This is a genomic window from Hymenobacter sp. CRA2 (assembly GCF_002007105.1).
Classification (GTDB): Bacteria; Bacteroidota; Bacteroidia; order Cytophagales; family Hymenobacteraceae; genus Solirubrum.
This window is the reverse complement of record NZ_MVBC01000001.1, coordinates 870,510-888,162: the sequence shown is the minus strand read 5'-3', so window position 1 is coordinate 888,162 and position 17,653 is coordinate 870,510. Positions and strand designations below refer to the sequence as shown.

At 64.2% G+C, this 17,653-nt stretch carries 15 protein-coding genes and 1 pseudogene; 4 read left to right on the top strand and 12 right to left on the bottom strand.

Going from position 1 to position 17,653, the window contains the following annotated elements:
* Window positions 1-21 precede the first annotated feature (21 nt).
* From B0919_RS03670 to B0919_RS03620, 11 genes are all read right to left on the bottom strand, one after another.
* Window positions 22-1,686: an MFS transporter gene (locus B0919_RS03670; RefSeq protein WP_078010825.1), complete on the bottom strand. Its 1,665-nt coding sequence runs from the start codon at window positions 1,684-1,686 to the stop codon at window positions 22-24.
* Between the two features lie 271 nt (window positions 1,687-1,957).
* Complete coding sequence (locus B0919_RS03665; protein WP_078010824.1) at window positions 1,958-2,914, bottom strand: alpha/beta fold hydrolase; 957 nt, start codon at window positions 2,912-2,914, stop codon at window positions 1,958-1,960.
* A 67-nt stretch (window positions 2,915-2,981) separates the two neighbouring features.
* Window positions 2,982-3,746: a PPK2 family polyphosphate kinase gene (locus B0919_RS03660; protein WP_078010823.1), complete on the bottom strand. Its 765-nt coding sequence runs from the start codon at window positions 3,744-3,746 to the stop codon at window positions 2,982-2,984.
* Between the two features lie 61 nt (window positions 3,747-3,807).
* A complete protein-coding gene (locus B0919_RS03655; RefSeq protein WP_078010822.1) occupies window positions 3,808-4,173 on the bottom strand; it encodes a hypothetical protein in 366 nt (121 codons plus the stop codon).
* Between the two features lie 148 nt (window positions 4,174-4,321).
* Window positions 4,322-4,738 carry a hypothetical protein gene (locus B0919_RS03650; RefSeq protein ID WP_078010821.1) on the bottom strand — a complete coding sequence of 139 codons (417 nt, stop codon included), beginning with the start codon at window positions 4,736-4,738 and terminating at the stop codon, window positions 4,322-4,324.
* A 269-nt stretch (window positions 4,739-5,007) separates the two neighbouring features.
* Entirely contained in the window at window positions 5,008-6,102 is a 1,095-nt protein-coding gene (locus B0919_RS03645; protein ID WP_078010820.1) for a M56 family metallopeptidase, read from the bottom strand.
* A complete protein-coding gene (locus tag B0919_RS03640; protein ID WP_078010819.1) occupies window positions 6,099-6,467 on the bottom strand; it encodes a BlaI/MecI/CopY family transcriptional regulator in 369 nt (122 codons plus the stop codon). The genes B0919_RS03645 and B0919_RS03640 overlap by 4 nt, the downstream gene beginning before the upstream one ends.
* A 268-nt stretch (window positions 6,468-6,735) precedes the next feature.
* The gene (locus B0919_RS03635) at window positions 6,736-8,853 is read right to left on the bottom strand and encodes a M13 family metallopeptidase (protein ID WP_078010818.1); all 2,118 of its coding nucleotides are present in this window, start codon (window positions 8,851-8,853) and stop codon (window positions 6,736-6,738) included.
* A gap of 134 nt (window positions 8,854-8,987) precedes the next feature.
* A complete protein-coding gene (locus tag B0919_RS03630) occupies window positions 8,988-9,707 on the bottom strand; it encodes a porin family protein (protein WP_078010817.1) in 720 nt (239 codons plus the stop codon).
* 149 nt (window positions 9,708-9,856) lie between these two features.
* Window positions 9,857-11,974: a M13 family metallopeptidase gene (locus tag B0919_RS03625; protein WP_078010816.1), complete on the bottom strand. Its 2,118-nt coding sequence runs from the start codon at window positions 11,972-11,974 to the stop codon at window positions 9,857-9,859.
* Window positions 11,975-12,387: 413 nt separating this feature from the next.
* The gene (locus tag B0919_RS03620; protein ID WP_078010815.1) at window positions 12,388-13,458 is read right to left on the bottom strand and encodes an NADH:flavin oxidoreductase/NADH oxidase; all 1,071 of its coding nucleotides are present in this window, start codon (window positions 13,456-13,458) and stop codon (window positions 12,388-12,390) included.
* Between the two features lie 119 nt (window positions 13,459-13,577).
* Here B0919_RS03620 and B0919_RS25600 point away from each other — a divergent pair.
* The 3 genes and pseudogenes from B0919_RS25600 to B0919_RS03610 all read left to right on the top strand — a co-directional run.
* A pseudogene (locus tag B0919_RS25600) lies at window positions 13,578-13,772 on the top strand (NUDIX hydrolase); the annotation flags it as partial.
* Between the two features lie 52 nt (window positions 13,773-13,824).
* A complete protein-coding gene (locus tag B0919_RS25595) occupies window positions 13,825-13,977 on the top strand; it encodes a hypothetical protein (RefSeq protein ID WP_254846472.1) in 153 nt (50 codons plus the stop codon).
* A 166-nt stretch (window positions 13,978-14,143) separates the two neighbouring features.
* A complete protein-coding gene (locus B0919_RS03610; RefSeq protein ID WP_078010814.1) occupies window positions 14,144-14,998 on the top strand; it encodes a pirin family protein in 855 nt (284 codons plus the stop codon).
* A gap of 44 nt (window positions 14,999-15,042) precedes the next feature.
* Here the strand turns inward: B0919_RS03610 and B0919_RS03605 are convergent, their stop codons facing one another.
* Window positions 15,043-15,447 (bottom strand): hypothetical protein, encoded by a 405-nt coding sequence (locus B0919_RS03605; RefSeq protein WP_139361879.1) that lies wholly within the window; start codon window positions 15,445-15,447, stop codon window positions 15,043-15,045.
* Between the two features lie 358 nt (window positions 15,448-15,805).
* On the opposite strand from B0919_RS03605, the gene B0919_RS03600 reads away from it, so the two are divergent.
* Window positions 15,806-17,557, top strand: a complete 1,752-nt coding sequence (locus B0919_RS03600; protein ID WP_078010812.1) for a serine hydrolase domain-containing protein — start codon at window positions 15,806-15,808, stop codon at window positions 17,555-17,557.
* Window positions 17,558-17,653: the final 96 nt, after the last annotated feature.

The following is a 17,653-nucleotide window of genomic DNA, read 5'->3' as shown; positions in this document are numbered from 1 at the left end:
CCCGGCTGGGCGGCTACTAACCTACTGCGGCCCCGGAGAGTTTTCGGGCGTGGCCGGCACCTCCACGTTGGGCGTCTGCGGAAAGCCGATGAAGTGCGTGACGCGCGGCCCCGCCGGCCCGCTGTGAAAGCTGCGCACGCGCGCCTCCACGGCCTGGTCTTCGCGGGTGAAGCGGTGGTGCTGTCGCTGATGCTCGCCCCAGGTGGCGACGTAGAAAAACTCGGTAATCAATTCGGGGCGGGCCACGTCGGCGAAGACGCCGGCCCGCAGGGCACCGTCGCGCAGGCGCAGGCGCGTGAGCGGGGCCACCGCGTCGCGGAAGGCGGGCTGCTCAGCCACGGGCACGTGATATTCCACCATCACCACCACGGGGCCGTCGTCGGGGTCGATGGGCTCCTGCACCACGGGCTCGGGCCAGTGCTCGGCGGGGGCCAGGTCCAGGTTTTCGGCCTGCCGCATGGGGAAAGGCACGGCCAGCACCAAGCTTACCAGCATCCAGCCGCCGGCCACCAGCAGGGAGGTTACCAGCCCCAGGCGGTCGGCCATTTCGCCCCAGACAATGCTGCCCAATGACAGGCCCGCCTGAAACACGAGCATATACATGCTCACCACGCGGGCCTGCACCCATTTGGGCACGTGCAGCTGCACGGTGGTGCTGAAGGAGGTCATCGTCAGCAGCCAGGCAATGCCCGAGAGGAACATCACCGGAAACAGCCAGTACTCGGAGGGCGCTAGCGCCAGGGCCAGATTGGTGCCCACAAACACCACCGAGCCCAGCAGCACCCGCTGGTTGAAGTTGAGCCGGTGCCCGATGCGCCCGATCAGAAAAGCTCCCGTAATGGCCCCCGCGCCCAGCCACGAGAGCAGCACGCCGTAGGAGCCCGAGCTGAGCAGCAGGCGCCGCGCCGTGACCACCGAAAGCAGGGCCCACATGGCCGATGCCCCGAAAGAAAACGCAAAGGCGCGCACCAGCACCGCATAGATGGCCGGCGAGTACTGCACGTAGCGCAGGCCCGCGCGTAGGGCGCCGGCAAAGTTCTCGGCGGGGCCCGTGGCCGCCTCCGTCTCCCGTCGCCAGCGGTACACCACCAGCCAGGTGCCCACGAAGGAGACGCCGTTGAGCAGAAACACGTAGCCGGGCGAGTAGTAGGCAATGATGAGGCCGCCGATGGCCGGCCCGACGGCGCGGGCAATGTTGTTGCTGACCCCGTTCAGGGTAATGGCGAAGGGCAGCACCGAGCGCGGCACCAGTTCCACGGTCACCGTCTGCCACACCGGCGCGTTCAGGGCCGAGCCGATGCCGAGCAAAAACGTGAAGCCCAGCACGCTCAGGGCCGATACCTGCCCGGTGAGCGTGAGGGCGCCCAGGGCAAAGGCTACCACGCCCATAAAGCCTTGCGTGACCAGCAGCATCTTGCGCCGGTCAATCAGGTCGCCGAGGGCACCGGCGGGCATGCTCAGCAGAAAGGCCGGCAGCGAGGTGGCGGCCTGCATCAGGGCCACCAGCAGGGCCGAAGTGGTAAGCGTGGTGACCAGCCAGACCCCGGCCACGTTCTGCATCCAGGTGCCGATGTTCGACACCACGGAGGCAATCCAGATGGCCCGGAACAGGGAGTAAGAAAACGGGGACCAGAGCGTGGCCTTGGCGTCCGGCGCGGGCGCGCCGGCAGTAGTGGCAGCGTTCATATAAAGCAGTCAGATCCTCCGGCCGCCTATCCGCGCCGGAAGTATGGGCTTTGGTACGCAGGGCCGGGCGCCAGGATGCTGCAACCGCCGCCCGGCACCAGGCTTTTTCACGCTGGGCCGCCGCATTCTTTTTATAGCCAACGCATTACCGCTATTCCCTTCCTGGCCTCCGGGCCGTTTTCACGCCGCATTTGAAGCAAAAAAATGCCTTCCGCCGGGGAGGCGAAAGGCATCAGAGGAAGTGTTCAGGCCAGGCCGGGAGCGTGGGGCGCTACGCCTTGCGGGGCAGCTTGCGCACGAAGGCTGCCACGGCTTGCTGAAACTCCCTGGGGTTTTCGAGGAAGGGGTAGTGCTTGCCGGGCAGCACCACTACTTGCTGGTTGGGGAAGCGGAAGGACTTGTAGTGCTCGGGGCCGGTTACGTAATCGTCCTTGCCGCTGATGACGAGCACCGGCATCCGCAGGGAAGCCGAAGCGGGCGTGAAGTCCTGCAGGTACTCGGGCTGCTTGAACACGGCCTGCCCGAAGTCACGGTTGGCCGGCACCGAGCGCACTACCTGGCTGGCGCGGGCGGCCGCCGTGTCGCTCACGTACATGAGCTTGCCCATGAGCTTCTGCTGGCCCAGCAGGCCCATCACCATGCCCCAGCGCTGCGGCAATGGCATGGCCGGGTCGAGCGGGGGGCGACCTTCGGCGGGCAGCAGGCTGTAGCCGTAGGTGGCGGTGGTTTCCATGGTGGCCGGTAGGTTCAGGATGCTGTTCACCAGGATCAGGGCCTGTACGCGCTCGGGGTGCTTGGCGGCGTACTGCGTGGCAATGGTGCCACCGAAGGAGTGCGACATTAGCACCCAGCGTTCCAGCTTCAGCTGCTGGCGCAGCTCTTCCAGGTCCTGCACCTGCCGCTCCAGCGAGTAGTTGCCGGCTGGGTCGCTGGCCGATTGGCCGCTACCGCGCTGGTCCAGGTAAATCATCTGCAGGTCTTTTTCCAGCCCGCGGCCGCCCAGGGCTTCGAAGCTGTAGCTGCCTGCGCCCGGGCCGCCGTGCACAAACACGCAGGGTACACCCTGGCCCGAGACCTTCACGTAGAGCTTGACACCGTCGGAGGTGGTAATGGAGGGAGTGCCGTTGGTCAGGGCGGTGGTGGCGCGTTTCTGCGCCGCGAGCGGAGCAGCGGCTCCGCACCACAGCAGGCAGCACAAAGCGAGTAAGCGAAAACGGGAAAGCAGCATAGGGAACGGATAAAGATGTAGGGCTCAATATAAATGTTTGCCCCTCCCCTTACTGCTACCGGCCTCCTTAATCAGGCCGCTCCTGCTTGGAAGCTGGGAACTGTGGGTTCATCTCCACCAGCGTATCGCGTAGCGTTTTGGCCACGGCGTAGGCCTTGTACCAGTTTTGATCGGCCGGCACAATGTGCCAGGGACAACTGTCGGGGCTGCAGTGCCGGAACGCGTCCTCGTACACCCGGCGGTACGCGGGCCACTGCTTGGCCTTGTCCTCGTCGCCGGCCTCGTACTTCCACTGCTTGCTCGGGTCGTTGACGCGCTCCAGCAGCCGCTCCCGTTGCTCTTGCTCCGATACGTGCAGGTAAAACTTCAGCACCGTGGTGCCGGCCTGCTGCAGCAACTTCTCGAAATCGTTAATGCGGGCAAAGCGGCTCCGCGCCTCCACGTCGCTGGTCAGCCCCGTCACGCGCGTGATGAGCACGTCCTCGTAGTGGGAGCGGTTGAACACGTGAATCATGCCCTTGGGCGGGGTACGCTGGTGGATGCGCCACAAAAAGTCGTGAGCCAACTCTTCCTTGGTGGGCTCCTTGAAGGCGTGCACCTCCACGCCCTGCGGGTTCAGGCCGCTGAATACCGTCCGGATCAGCCCATCCTTGCCGCTGGCATCCATGCCCTGCAGCACCAGCAGTACGCTGCGGCGGTTCTCGGCGTACAGGCGCTCCTGCAGGCCAATCAACTCCTGCCGAATACGCTTCAGTTCGCGCAATGATTCGGTCTTGTGAAAGCCCTGCGGGGCGCGGGTCGTAAGCTGGGTCAGGTCGAAGTCGGCAGCCATGGCAAAGCAACTGAATGGCTTCCGCTCTACGCAGGCCAGGCCAAAATAGCTGCCGCGGGCGTTACACCACGCTTTGCTCCAGACTCAGCAGCAGCGCGTCAATGCGGTCGGCGTAAGCGTTTACCTGCTCCAGCCCGGTGCGGGCTTCTTCCAGCTGCCCGCGCTGGTACTGCCGCACCAGCTCGTGGCCGGCATCCAGCATCTGCTGTAGGGCGCGGTCGATTTGCCGAACTTCGGTGCGGGCGCCGTACTTGGGCTTCACCACGGCATCCAGCCACTGGGCCAAGGGGTTGCTGCGGCGCTCAAATAACTCCGTATTGGCCTCACGGACACCATAGATGGTGGAGCGCAGCCGGGATTTGAATAAAACCTGTTTGATGCGTGCCTGCTGAAAGTCCAGACTCGTAATATCAAGGGCAAGAGCCATGAGTCAGGAATAAGGGCGCTAGGGGGTAGTGACGGCACGGAATGGTTCCGTGCAGGTGGTATAACACCAGTGGAGCCCTTACTAGTTCAGCGGTATCGTAAGCAAAACCGAAAACAGCGGCTGGCCTCGCCCACGAGGGCAAGCGCACTCAGCGCTGCGCCACCAGCCAGCGCACGGCTTCGCCTTCGTCGGTAAACTGATGCACGGAACAGTAGTCGCCGTGGGTGTGCGGCAGCGGCGGCAGGCTTTCGTCGCGCACGTGGTCGATTTGGTGCGGCCCGATGAGGAAGGCTAGGTACGTGTGGTCGTGCAGGTGCTGGCGCAGCGTGGGGTAGAACACGTCGGTAAGCCAGTGTACGTCGCGCGAGTCTACCTGCACCCGCCGGCGGGCATCGATCAGCCAACGGCGGCAGGCGTCGCAGCCCGCGGCGTAGCGCAGCATCTCCTGGTAGCCCGCCCGTAGCTCCGAGGAGTTGACGGGCCGCGTCCAGCGTGCTGCCACCAAGCCCAGGTCGGCCCGGTGCTGCAGCAGTAAATAATCCGTAACCGCGACGGGTGACACCATACGCAAAGCAATAGCAGGAATTGACAAACGGCACCTCAAGGTACGGCTGCCAGCGCGGAAGTGTTCCGCAAGGCCCTGTGAGCCGGCCGGGGCACTACGCCAACAACAGCCCGCTCAGCACTGAGGGGCTGTTGTTCATGGTAAAAATATATGCACCCGAAAAAATCCAGCACGGGTATGCAGGGCTGCAGCCCGACTTATTCCCACGCCAATGTATCCCTGCAATAGCGGGTGGGCGGCAGCCTGCGGCTAATTACTCAGCGAGCTACTTATTGAATGCGGTGCTGCTTGTTGAACTCGACTACGGCAGGCGAGGCAGCGTTTTGCTTGGTGGTGATGACAATGACGCCAGCGGCGCCGTCGGGGCCAAACTCCTTGTTGGCGGCTTCGCCCTTGAGCACGTTCATGCTTTCGATGTTTTTCGAATCCAGCTGCTGGGCGGCCGCCGCCGAGGAAAGCTGCCCGTCGAGGTAGTACAGGGCCTCTGGTTTTACCGTTTCGGTTTTTCGGTCGCAGCCCCCGAGGGCGAGCAGGCCAGCCAGCGGCAGCAGCAACAGGTAGCGGGCCGCCTGCGCGGCGGCGGTGCGGGGTTTGTTCATCATGGCAATGCGGGTTTTGAGAAGGTGAAGATTAAAATGACTGACCAGGCCATTGGCGCGCGTTCCAACGTTCTGGCGCAGTAAGCTGTATTGGTAGGTTTTGCTGTCGAGCATGCCCGACTGGAGCACGCGGTAATCGGTCTGGAACTCCAGGTTTTCGTGCAGGGCCTGCCGCAGCAGCCACACCCCGGGGTTGAACCAGTAAAACAGCAGGCTCAGCTGGGCCAGCAGTACGTCCACGGTGTGCCACTCGCGCACGTGCACCCGCTCGTGGCACAGGATGGCCGGCAGCTCCTCCTGCTGGTGCTGCGCGGGGTTCAGGTACACCGTCTGCCAGAAGGCAAAGGGCGAGATGGGCTCGGCCACGGCCCGAAACGGCACCCCTCCAAACGTGGCCGGGCGCGAGCGGCAGTGCAGCCGGTACAGCGACCCGAGTTGCAACACCAGCCGAACCGCCAGCACCACCACGCCCAACCAGTACACCAGCAGCAGCCCGTCGAGGGCGGCCGGGGTAGCCGCCGCTGCCGGAGCCAGAACGGCCCAGTCAGGAGCGAGGCGCAACAGCTCGGCGGGGGCTGGCTGCTGCCACCACCGGCTTACGTCGATGAGCGGGTAGATGGGCGCCCACAGCAGCGCCGCGAGCAGCAACGCCCGGTTCAGGCGAAAGAAAGTCAGGCGGCGCAGCACCAGGTAGTACACCCCGCAGAACAGCAGCAAGGCGCCGTTCACCTTTAGCAGGTAGAGCAGCAGATCCGGCGTGCTCATTCCTCCTGCCCTTTCTCAATCATGCGCACAATCTCCTTCAGCTCGTCGGCGCTGATTTTCTGCTCCTTGGCGAAGAAGGAAACCAACTCCTTATAAGAGTCGCGGAAGTAGCTGCCCACGAAGGTGCCCAGGAACTTCTTGCGGTACTCGGCGGCCGGAATGAGCGGGGTGTAGCGGAAGCTGTTGCCGAGCTTTTCGCTGCGCAGGTAGCCCTTGCGCTCCAGGTTGCGCACCGTAGAGGCCAGCGTAGTGTAGGGCGGCCGCGGCTCGGGCAGCAGCTCCAGCACCTCTTTTACAAAGCCACCATCCGGCAGCTGCCAGAAGGCCTGCATGGCGTCCTCTTCGGGTTGGGTTAATCGTTCCATAATCAGCAACTACGATTGTTTCGTAATACTACGAACATTTCGTAAAAAGGTATTCGCAGCGGGTAAAATATTTTGACGCTAAACCAAAAAAGGCGCCCTGCACGGGGCAGAGCGCCTTTTTCAAGGAGTAAAAAAGTCATCGAGGCCGAACAGTCAGGGGCCACCATCCTCCCGCTACCTGATCCATCAGTTTCAGATTAGCTAATGGGCTTCGGCGTCAAGCAGGACCAGCAGAGCAGCGGTCAGAAGACGTTTCATGCCCGCAGGCTTACCAGATGGTAGCGCGCTGCTGGTCGTTGCGCACCATCTTGTCGCCGGGCTTGCAGCCGAAGGCCTGGTAGAACTCCGGCATGTTCATCAGCGGGCCGTTGGTGCGGTACTGCGCCGGCGAGTGAGGGTCGGTGAGTACCTGCTGGCGGATGTACTCGGGGCGGGCGCTGGTGCGCCACACCTGCGCCCAGGCCAGGAAGAAGCGCTGCTCGGGCGTGAAGCCGTCGTAGCGCGGGCGGGGATTGTTGCCGTACTTCCGCTGCAGCTGCTTTTGCAGGGCCGAGTAGGCCAAGGCCGTGCCGCCGAAGTCGGCCAAGTTTTCGCCCATGGTCAGCTTGCCGTTCACAAACACCGAGTCCAGCGGCTGGAAGGCCGAGTACTGGGCGCCTACCAGGTCAGCGCGCTTGGTGAATTCCGCCGCGTCTTCCTTGGTCCACCAGTCGCGCAGGTTGCCCTCGGCGTCCGACTGCCGGCCCCGGTCGTCGAAGCCGTGGGTGATTTCGTGGCCGATGACGGCGCCCATGCCGCCGTAGTTCACCGCGTCGTCGGCCTTCGGGTCGAAGAACGGCGGCTGCATGATGCCGGCCGGGAAGACGATTTCGTTGAGCGAGGAGTTGTAGTAGGCGTTGACGGTGGGCGGCGTCATGCCCCACACCGAGCGGTCAATGGGCTTGCCGTAGCGGCTGATGTTGTCCTTGGCTTCCCACAGGCGGGCGTTGATGACGTTCTGCAGGTACGACTCGCGCGAAATCGTCAGCGCGGAGTAGTCCTTCCACTTGTCGGGGTAGCCGATTTTCACCGTGAAGGCGTTCAGCTTTTTCAGGGCTTCCTGCTTGGTGCCGGCGCTCATCCAGGGCAGCTGCTGGATGTGGTCGGCCATGGCCGATTTAATATTGGCCACCATTTCCAGGGCTTTGGCCTTGGTTTCGGGCGTGAAGGCCTTGTCGACGTACAGCTGGCCGAAGGCTTCGCCCAGGCTGGCGTCAGTAGCGCGCAGCATGCGCTTCCAACGGGGCTGCTGCTGCTTGGCGCCGCTCAGCACCTGCTGAAAGCGGAACGACTCATCGACGTAGGCCTGGGGCAGGGCCGAGGCAAACGACGACGTCACGTGCCAGCGCAGGTAGGTTTTCCAGTCGTTCAGCGGCTCGGTCTTTAGGGCGGCGCTGGCATCCTTGAGGAAATCCGGCTGGCCCACAATGACTTCCTTGGCCGAGCCGAGCCCCAGCTGTTGCAGCATGGAGGCCACGCCCAGGTTGGGAAACTGCTGATTGGCCTCGGCCACGGTCATCTTGTTGTAGTTGGCGTACGGGTCGCGCAGGGCCACGCGGTCCTTCGAGGCCTTGGCGAAGCGCGTTTCCAGGCGCAGCACCGTGGCGGCGTTTTTCTGGGCCGCGGCCTCGTTGTCGCCGAGCTGCTTGAAGGTGTTTACCAAGTAAGTGGTGTACGCCGTGCGGATCTGCTTGCTGCGCGCGTCGTCCTTGAGGTAGTAGTCGCGGTCGGGCAGCGTCAGGCCGCCCTGCGAGAGGTACACCGCGTACTGCGTGCTGATTTTGCGGTCCTGGTTGACGCCTACCCCGAACACCGAGCGCGTTTGCAGCTGCTGCTGGCGCACCAAGGCGTTTTGCAGACTTTTCAGGTCCTTGATGGCCGTGATGCGGGCCAGTTCGGGCTGCAGATACTTCAGGCCCGCCCGCTCGATGGCCACTGTGTCCATGGCTGTAGCGTAGAAGTCGCCCACCTTCTGCAGGTTGGAGCCCTTCTGGGCGGTTTTGTTGGCGGCCGCATCGTTCAGAATCTGGCGCAGCACGGCGTTGTTCTGGTCGATGAGCGTATTCCACGAGCCCCAGGTAGATTCGGTGGCCGGAATGGGCGTGCTCTTGAGCCAGGCGCCCGAGGCATACTGGAAGAAGTCGTCGCAGGGCGAGGCGGACTTATTGATGGCCGTTACATCAAGGCCGACACCGGGCTGGCTGGGCTGCTCGGCCTGGGTGGGCGCAGCGGTGGCTGCCGTGGGCGCGGTGGCGGCGGCACTGCTGGTGGAGCTGCTGGAGGCGCAGCTGCTCAGGAAGCCGGCCAGGGCGCCAGCCGCGAGCAGCAGGTACTTGTTGGTAGACATGGGAGAACGAACAGTGGTAAGGCTCAGAAAGTAGCCGAGAAGTTACGAAAGCTGCATCAAAGGCCACGCGCTGCCCAAGGATTCACAACTTTCTCCCGCCTTTCTTGCGCACCCGCCAACCGCCGCTTCGCTTTTTATACTCCTCCTAACTGATAGCTCACCTGCAGCTGCAGCCCGGTGTTGCGGGCTTTGCTGAGCCGGTAATGGTCGATGTAGGCGCGCTCATACGGGTAGGTGGGCACCGACGGCAGCGAGCGGTATGCGGGGCTAAAGGCGCCGCTGAAGCGCAGGCCTACGCTCAGCGCCCGCGTCAGCTCCCGGCCCAGGCCGGCGGCGTAGCCGATTTCCCAGCGGCGAAAGTCGGCGGTAGACTCGGTGGCCGAATACGGCAGGTAGGCGTAAGCGCCGCTGTTGCGCACGTAGTCGCGGGTTTGCAGCTTGTTGCGCCCGGCCAGCAAGTAGCTTGCCTGCGGCCCGGCTTCGGCAAACCACTTGCCTGCGCGCACCCGCGCCAGCAACGGCACCGCGAGGTAGTGCAGCCGGCTTTTTTCCTCGTGCTCGTAGTAGCCCAGGGAGCCCTCCCAGCCTAGCGGCCCCTCCGACTGGTAGCGGGCCCCGCGGCCTTCGTACAGCAGCTCGGCTTGCAGGGCCACACGGCTGCTCAGCGGCTGCCGCAGCCATACGCCGCCCGTCGGCCCCAGACGCCCGGGCCCCCGGTCGTTTTCGGCCGTTGGTTCGCGCTGGTAAGTGCTGCCCATCAGGCCAGCCTTGGCACCGAACTGTAGGGATTGGGCCCGCAGCGGGGCGTAGGCCCCGATCAGCAATGCCGACAACAGGAGTAAGCGAGTAGTCATAAGCTGCGCGGTAACGATGAAAATCCTATTCTATCAGCAGGAGGCAGCAAGGCACTGGATGGTTGCAAATGCCTCAGCGGCAGCCTGAAATAAAAAGGCGACCCGCCATACGGTGGGCCGCCTTTTGCTTGGGGCATTGCGCCGAGTGCTTACCAGATTTTGGCCCGGTCGGTTTCGGCGCGCACCATCTTCTGCCCTTGCTGGCAGCCGAAGGCCTGGTAGAACTCCGGCATGTTCATCAGCGGCCCGATGGTGCGGTACTGGCCGGGCGAGTGGGGGTCGGTGAGGATCTGCTGGCGCAGGGCCTCGGGGCGAATGTTGGTGCGGCGCAGCTGGGCCCAGGCCAGGAAAAAGCGCTGCTCAGGCGTGAAACCGTCGATTTTGGGCCGCGGCCCGTCGCCGTACTGCTTCTGCAATTGCTTCTGCAGGGCACCGTACACGATGGTCAGCCCGGCGAAGTCGGCCAGGTTTTCGCCCATGGTCAGCTTGCCGTTCACGTGCACCGAGTCCAGCGGCGAAAAGGCGTCGTACTGGCGGCCCACCACGGCGGCGCGGCGGTTGAACTCGTCGTTGTCGGTCTGGGTCCACCAGTCGCGCAGGTTGCCCTGGCTGTCGTACTGACGGCCCTGGTCGTCGAAACCGTGGGTCATTTCGTGGCCGATGACGCCGCCGATGGCCCCGTAGTTCACCGCGTCGTCGGCTTCGGGATTGAAGAACGGCGGCTGCAGGTACCCGGCCGGGAAGACGATTTCGTTCATCGGCGGGTTGTAGTACGCGTTGACGGTGGGCGGCGTCATGCCCCACTCGTTGCGGTCGATGGGCTGGCCGAGCTTCCGGGCGTTGTCCTGGTAGTCCCACTGGCGGGCGGCCAGCACGTTCTTGAGGTACGACTCGCGCGAGATGCTCAGGGCCGAATAGTCCTTCCACACGTCGGGGTAGCCGATTTTGACGCGCAGCGCGTTGAGCTTCTTCAGCGCTTCCTCCTTGGTGGCCGGGCTCATCCAGGTGTTGGTGCGGATGTGGTCGGCCATGGATTCTTTCACGTTGGCCACCATCTCCAGGGCTTTGGCCTTGGCCTGCGGTGAGAAGGCCTTATCGACGTACAGTTGCCCGAAAGCCTCGCCCAGCGTAGCGTCGGTGGCTGCCAGCATGCGCTTCCAGCGCACCGTCTGCGACTTGGCCCCGCCCAGCACCTGCGAAAAGCGGAAGGTTTCGTCGACGTAGGCCTTGGGCAGCGCGCTGGCCACGGAGCGCACCAGGTGCCAGCGCAGGTAAGTTTTCTGGTCGGCCAGCGGCTCCTGCTGAATGACCTTGTTTACCTCATCGAAAAACGCCGGCTGGCCTACCACGACTTCCTTGGCCGCAGCCAGCTGCAGATCGGTGAGCAGGCGCGGCACTTCCAGCTGCGGGTAACGCTTGCTGGCGGCGGCCACGGTCATCTTGTTGTAATTGGCCTGCGGGTCGCGCAGCTCCACGCGGGTGCGGGCGGCTTTGGCCAGGCGCGTCTCCAGCCGCTCTACCGTGGCGGCGTTCTTCTGGGCGGTGGCGGCGTTGTCGCCGAGCTGCTTGAAGGTGTTGCGCAGGTAGGTGCGGTATGCCTCGCGGATCTGCTTGCTGCGCGCGTCGTCCTTGAGGTAGTAGTCGCGGTCGGGCAGCGTCAGGCCGCCCTGCGCCATGCCCACGATGTACTGCGTGGAATTTTTCTCGTCGATGTCGACACCGGCCTGGAAGTAGGCGCCGGTTTGCAGCTGCTTCTGCCGGGCAATGACGTCGACGAGCCCGCGGCGGTCCTTCACGGCGCTGATGCGGTCCAGCTCGGGCTTGAGCGGCGCGATGCCGGTCCGCTCAATGACTGCGGTGTCCATGGCTGAGGCGTAGAAGTCGCCGACCTTCTGGGTGTTGGTGCCCTTGGCGGCGCCGGTGTTGGCCGCGGCGTCTTCCAGGATGCGCCGCATCAGGGCCTGGTTGCGGTCCTGCAGCAGGTTGCGCGGGCCCCAGCTGGAAGCGTAGCCGGGAATGGGGTTGTTTTTCAGCCAGAGGCCGCCCGAGTACTGAAAAAAGTCCTCGCAGGGCGACACCGAGCGGTCGATGTCGGCCACGTCGATGCTCAGGCCTTTGACGGTGGGCTCAGTAGAAGCCGGAGCAGCGGCAGCCGTGGCAGCGGCGGCCGGGGCAGTGGTAGCAGCGGGCTTGTTGGCCGCGCAGCCAGCAAGGGCCAGCACGCCGGCCGCCGCGGCTAGCCGGGGCAGAAAGGATACGTAGTTCATGCCTTATAGAGTGGGAATGGAGTCCGCAGGGAAAGAAAAGACCGGCGCAGCAGGGCAAAGCTGCATAGGCCAACGGCCGCGCCGGTCACGTTGCCTAGACTAAATAAATAGCCTCGTCGTCTCCGGCAAGGTAACATTGCTGGAGACGACGAGGCTTTCGTAGAAGCCACGCCTGCCGTGTTTTTTGCAGGGCTCTAAAAGCTAAGGAGCTAGCTCCCCTCCTCAGCTGAGGAGGGGTTGGGGGTGGTTGAAAGGCTAGAATTAAAAGCTAACCAGCGTCAGCACGCGAGATGTCTCGACCCTGCTCGGCATGATGTTCTGTTTCAGTCTAGCCCTAGCTTTTCAACCACCCCTAGCCCCTCCTCAGCTGAGGAGGGGAGCTAGTTCTAACTTCCTCCCCTGGGGCCACACGGCTAGCGCGGCTTGGCCCGCTCGTACTGGCTGGGCCAGGCCACCTCTGCGCCCAGCTCCTGGGCGGCGTGCAGCGGAAAATGCGGGTCGCGCAGCAGCTCACGGGCCAGCAGCACTAGGTCAGCCTGCCCGCTGGCCACGATTTCCTCGGCCTGCCGGGCACCGGTGATGAGGCCCACGGCCCCGGTGGCCAGGCCGGTTTCCTGCCGCACCCGGGCGGCAAATTCCACCTGGTAGCCCGGCCCGACGGGAATCGGCGCTTTGGGCACGTTGCCGCCGGTGGAGCAGTCAATCAAGTCCACGCCGAGACCTTTCAGCACCTGCACCAGCGCCACGGAGTCATCGGCCGACCAGCCCTCGGGCACCCAGTCGGTGGCCGAAATGCGCACCAGCAGCGGCAAATGCGGGGGCAGCACGGCGCGCACGGCCTCGGTTACCTGCACCAGCAGCCGGATGCGGTTCTCGAAGGGGCCGCCGTACTCGTCGGTGCGCTGGTTGCTGAGCGGCGAGAGAAATTCGTGAAACAGGTAGCCGTGAGCTGCGTGCAGCTCGATGACGCGGTAGCCGGCGGCTATAGCGCGGTGCGTGGCGGCCACGAAGTCATCAATGACCTGCTGAATGCCGGCGCGGTCCAGCGCCTGCGGGGCGGTTTCGGTGGGCAGGAAGGGCAGGGCGCTGGGGGCTACAGTGGCCCAGCCGCCGTCGGCGGGGGCTACTTCGGCGCCGCCCTTCCAGGGGCTAGCGTGGCTGGCTTTGCGGCCGGCGTGAGCCAGCTGAATGCCGGCTACGCTGCCTTGGGCTTCGATAAAGGCCGTGATGCGCTGCAGGAAAGGCAGGTGCTCGTCTTTCCAGATGCCCAGGTCGTCGGGGGTGATGCGGCCCTCGGGCGACACGGCCGTGGCTTCCTGAATCACGAGGCCCGCCCCGCCTACGGCGCGGCTGCCGAGGTGCACGAGGTGCCAGTCATTGGCAAAGCCGTCCTGGGCCGAGTACATGCACATCGGCGACACGACCAGGCGGTTTTTGAGGGTGACGCCACGCAAGGTCAGCGGCGTAAACAATTGAGCGGCCATAAAAAGGCGGAAGAAATGCGGTGGATGAATGGCCGACTGGTGGCCACTTCGTAGAGTTGGGTAAACCGCTTTGGCGCCGCGAGGTTGCGGCTGAGCTGCGCGGTTTCCATTTTCACGCCATGAACGTCATCGACAAACTCGCCTGGCTGCACCTGCACGAGGGGCGTCTGCTGAGCACCCGCAGCCGCGGCAAAGACCGGTACTACATTCCCGGCGGCAAGCGCGAACCGGGCGAAACCGATGCCGCGGCCCTGCGGCGCGAAATACGGGAAGAGCTGACGGTGGAGCTGCTGCCCGATTCGTTGCGCTACGCCGGCACCTTCGAGGCGCAGGCCCACGGGGCACGCGGCCGGCGTGCTGGTGCGCATGACGTGCTACTGGGCCGCCTACGAGGGTCACCTAGCGCCCGCCGCCGAAATCGAGGAGCTAGCCTGGCTGCGCTACGCCGACCGGCCCATCGTCTCGCCCGTCGACCAGCTCATTTTCGACTGGTTGCGCGCCCAGGGCTTGCTGGCCTAAGCTTGATTCCAGGCTCTGGCCTGCGCATAAGCAAGGCGGGTGGCCCGGCCCGCAGCTGGCATCTTACGGTCCGGCTAAACTTATTCCCCACCCGTAGGTATTGAACGGGACCACTCCTGCTTATACCGGCGCCAGCCTCGGCTTTTGGCCACTTCCTTTTCCTGCCATGCGCACCATCAAACAGCAACACCGCGCCGTCAATGCGCCCATCGACGACCTGGTTACGTACCGCGCGCTGCCCACTCAGTCCGTCGAGCACCTTGACCCCTTCCTGTTCCTGAATCACCACGGCCCGCAGGTCTACAAGCCCAACAACCGCGGCCTGCCCTTCGGCCCGCACCCGCACCGCGGCTTCGAGACGGTGACCTTTATTCTCGAAGGCGACATCATGCACGAGGACACCGGTGGGCACCAGAGCGTCATCAACGCGGGCGGCATTCAGTGGATGACGGCCGGCCGCGGGCTGATTCACGCCGAGGTGTCGTCGCCGGAGTTTAAGCGTACCGGCGGGCCGCTCGAAATCCTGCAGCTGTGGGTGAACCTGCCGGCCAGGGACAAGCTTACCGAACCGCGCTACATCGGCCTGCAGGAGCCCGAAATTCCCCAGACCAGCCTCGACGAGGGCCGCGTGACGGTGCACGCCGTATCGGGCGAGTGGGCGGGCCTGCGCGGAGCCGTGCAGCCCCTGGCCAATATCCAACTGGCTACCATTGACTTCAAGGCCGGCGGCCAGCTTACTCTGACCATTCCGGCGGCCCATACCATTTTCTTTTACACCGTGCGGGGCACGCTGCGCGTCAACGGGCAGGAAACCGAGGCGCTGCGCCTGACGGAATTCAACCACGACGGCGACGAGCTGCAGATCGAAGCGCTGAGCGACGCGGTGCTGTTGATTGGCCACGCCCAGCCCTTCAACGAGCCCATTGTGGCCTACGGCCCCTTTGTGATGAACAGCGCCGACGAAATTCAGCAGGCCTACCGCGACTACCAGGCCGGCAAATTCGGCCAGTGGCGCGGCTAATCAGTATGAGTTGAAAAACGGGCCGTGGCCTGGCTGCCGGCGCCTCAGTGCGCCAGCAGCCAGGCCACGGCTTCTTCTTCGTTGTCGAAGTAGCAGTAGTTGATCTGTCCGCGCGCCGACATCATCACCGAGGCCGAAGCCAGCCGCGCCACCGCGTCGCGCGCGGCCAGGATGGCGCGGCAGCGGTAGCCGCCCTGCTCCACGGCCCGCGGCGTCCAGTTTTCGGTGAGCCACTGCTGCTCGGCTGTTGAAAACGGCACCATGAAGCGCTGATCGGCCAGCACTTTGCCCTTGCCGGACTCAATAAGCCACTGCAGGGCCTCCTCCATCAGCTCGCGCCGGGCCATGGTGCCCGCGGCATTGGGGTGCCACACAATCCGCAAGAATCCCCGGGAATCGTCGAGCAGACGACCGGCTTCGTTGGAGAAATACAGGGATGGTTGTCCCATGATGGGAAGAATTTGGCGGCCTTGGGCGGCGAAAAGTCTCAGCCGACAGAAAATATTCTGCTGGGTACGCAGGACGTTACTGTCGCGTTTCGCCCGAAAACACAATTTAACCCATTACCCCAACCTATTGTTACCCGTCTCAATTTGGGCTCCTGCCCTGCTGCATAGTTATCTAGCGCAACCACCTAGAAAAATAACAATTTAATACCCTTATAATATTGCAATTTTATCTTCGCAATCCGGTAAACTTGTAGAATCATCCGAAACCCTGCACAGAGGGCAACGGGCTGGTTAAAAGCTTTTACCCTTTGGTTGGAGAGTGAAGAAGCGGTTTTTCTTCTGGGCACTGCTAGGGCTGATGTTTAGCAGCTTGGCGGCGGCGGCCCAAACAGGTATTGCGGAGCCCTCAATGGCCGGTTGCGACGCAGCCGTGCGGCAGTTCATGCAACGTTGGAAAATACCAGGCGCGTCGGTGGCCATCAGCCACCAAGGGCGGCTGGTGTACGCCCGCGGCTTCGGCTACGCCGACCTGGCCCGCACCGAGCCCATGCAGCCGGCGCACCTGCTGCGGGTGGCCAGCGTATCGAAGCCGGTGACGGCCGTGGCCATCATGAAACTGGTGGAAGACGGGCAGCTGACCCTCAACCACAAGGTTTTCGGCCCCAGTGGCTACCTGCACAGCGCGTACTTCACCGACGTCATCCGCGACCAGCGCATCTACGACATTACGGTGCAGCAGCTGCTGGAGCACACCGGCGGCTGGAACCGCAACGCCGGCGTGGACAACTTCTCCAGCTCCGACCCCATCGACTTTCCCCTGCACGTGGCCAAGGCCATGGAGGCCAGCAACCCGGTGGCCGATTCGGTGCTGGTGCGCTTCGTGCTCAGCCGCGGGCTGAACTTCACGCCCGGCTCGCGCTTTGCCTACTCTAACATGGGCTACCTGATCCTGGGCAAGGTTATCGAGCAGGTAACCGGGCAGCCCTACGCCAGTTGGGTGCAGGCGCACATCCTCACGCCGGCCGGCATCCAAGAAGCCCACCTGGGCCACAACCTGCTGGCCGACAAGCTGGAGCGCGAAGCCGAGTACTTCAGCGCCGATACGCGCGAGTCGTGCTACGGCACTGGCAAGCGCGTGGCCATGCCCTACGGCGGCTGGAACCTGGAAGCCATGAACGCCCACGGCGGCTGGCTGTTTTCGGCCCGCGACCTGGTGCGCCTGCTGCTGGCCGTCGACGGCTCGCCCACCCGGCCCGATCTGCTCAGCGCCACTACCCTCGACACCATGGCCACCTCCGACGAGCCCAACAAGCGCTACGCCAAGGGTTGGATGGTGAACAAGGACCGCAGCAACTGGTGGCACACCGGCTCCCTGGATGGCTCGGCCAGCTGCGTGGTGCGCACCTCGGCCGGCTACACCTGGGCCATTGTGCTGAACGGCCGCGCCGTGCCCAACCGCTTCTGGCACGACCTGGAAGAACTGGGCTGGGACTGCGTGCGCCAGGTAAGTCAGTGGCCCACCTACGATTTGTTTCCGCCCGAGCAAAACGCGGCGCACCTGCGCATGCAACCCCTCGGCCCCACCGCGGCCCGCCTTTCCTGGACCAACGGCAACGGTACTGACCGCTTGCTGATTCTGCAGGAAAAGGCGCCGGTAGACGACCTGCCCCAGGACGGGACTAACTACGTAGCTGCCGCCAACTTCGGGCAGGGCGCCATGCTCGGCAACGCCTCCGTGGTAGCCGCCGGCCCCGACAGCACCGCCACCGTGCGCGACCTGCTGCCCGGCCACACGTACTACGCCCGCCTGGTGGAATACCGCCAGAGCGACGCTACCGGCCAGCACCCCGTGTACGCCCTCGATGGCAACCCGGTACTCTCCTTCCGCATGCCCGCGCAGCCCTCGGCCATTGCCCGGCGCAGCAAAACCAGCCGCATGCCCGTGGCTACCGCCCGCCGCAAAACTGCCAAGCCCGCTGCCCGTACAGCCACGGCCAGCAAGCCACGCGGCGGAGGGTCCGCGTCGACCAGCATGAAGGCCCAAGTGCCCGTGCCGACGGCATCGTACTGGTCGCGCCTGTGGGCAGCCGGCCGCGACTTGCTGAAGTAATCAGCTGCGTATTCACCGATTTACGGCCCGGCAGTACGCCGGGCCGTTTTTCTTTCCAGCCGGGTTCTGGGATTGTAGCTGCGCCTTAAAGGCTAT

Excerpts from the sequence above, each read along its gene's own strand:
- B0919_RS03665 (WP_078010824.1), bottom strand. The coding sequence starts at position 2,914 with ATGCTGCTTTCCCGTTTTCGCTTACTCGCTTTGTGCTGCCTGCTGTGG.
- B0919_RS03605 (WP_139361879.1), bottom strand. The coding sequence starts at position 15,447 with ATGGGACAACCATCCCTGTATTTCTCCAACGAAGCCGGTCGTCTGCTC.
- B0919_RS03650 (WP_078010821.1), bottom strand. The coding sequence starts at position 4,738 with ATGGTGTCACCCGTCGCGGTTACGGATTATTTACTGCTGCAGCACCGG.
- B0919_RS03655 (WP_078010822.1), bottom strand. The coding sequence starts at position 4,173 with ATGGCTCTTGCCCTTGATATTACGAGTCTGGACTTTCAGCAGGCACGC.
- B0919_RS03645 (WP_078010820.1), bottom strand. The coding sequence starts at position 6,102 with ATGAGCACGCCGGATCTGCTGCTCTACCTGCTAAAGGTGAACGGCGCC.
- B0919_RS03600 (WP_078010812.1), top strand. The coding sequence starts at position 15,806 with ATGTTTAGCAGCTTGGCGGCGGCGGCCCAAACAGGTATTGCGGAGCCC.
- B0919_RS03640 (WP_078010819.1), bottom strand. The coding sequence starts at position 6,467 with ATGGAACGATTAACCCAACCCGAAGAGGACGCCATGCAGGCCTTCTGG.
- B0919_RS25595 (WP_254846472.1), top strand. The coding sequence starts at position 13,825 with ATGACGTGCTACTGGGCCGCCTACGAGGGTCACCTAGCGCCCGCCGCC.
- B0919_RS03610 (WP_078010814.1), top strand. The coding sequence starts at position 14,144 with ATGCGCACCATCAAACAGCAACACCGCGCCGTCAATGCGCCCATCGAC.
- B0919_RS03620 (WP_078010815.1), bottom strand. The coding sequence starts at position 13,458 with ATGGCCGCTCAATTGTTTACGCCGCTGACCTTGCGTGGCGTCACCCTC.
- B0919_RS03660 (WP_078010823.1), bottom strand. The coding sequence starts at position 3,746 with ATGGCTGCCGACTTCGACCTGACCCAGCTTACGACCCGCGCCCCGCAG.
- B0919_RS03630 (WP_078010817.1), bottom strand. The coding sequence starts at position 9,707 with ATGACTACTCGCTTACTCCTGTTGTCGGCATTGCTGATCGGGGCCTAC.
- B0919_RS03625 (WP_078010816.1), bottom strand. The coding sequence starts at position 11,974 with ATGAACTACGTATCCTTTCTGCCCCGGCTAGCCGCGGCGGCCGGCGTG.
- B0919_RS03635 (WP_078010818.1), bottom strand. The coding sequence starts at position 8,853 with ATGTCTACCAACAAGTACCTGCTGCTCGCGGCTGGCGCCCTGGCCGGC.
- B0919_RS03670 (WP_078010825.1), bottom strand. The coding sequence starts at position 1,686 with ATGAACGCTGCCACTACTGCCGGCGCGCCCGCGCCGGACGCCAAGGCC.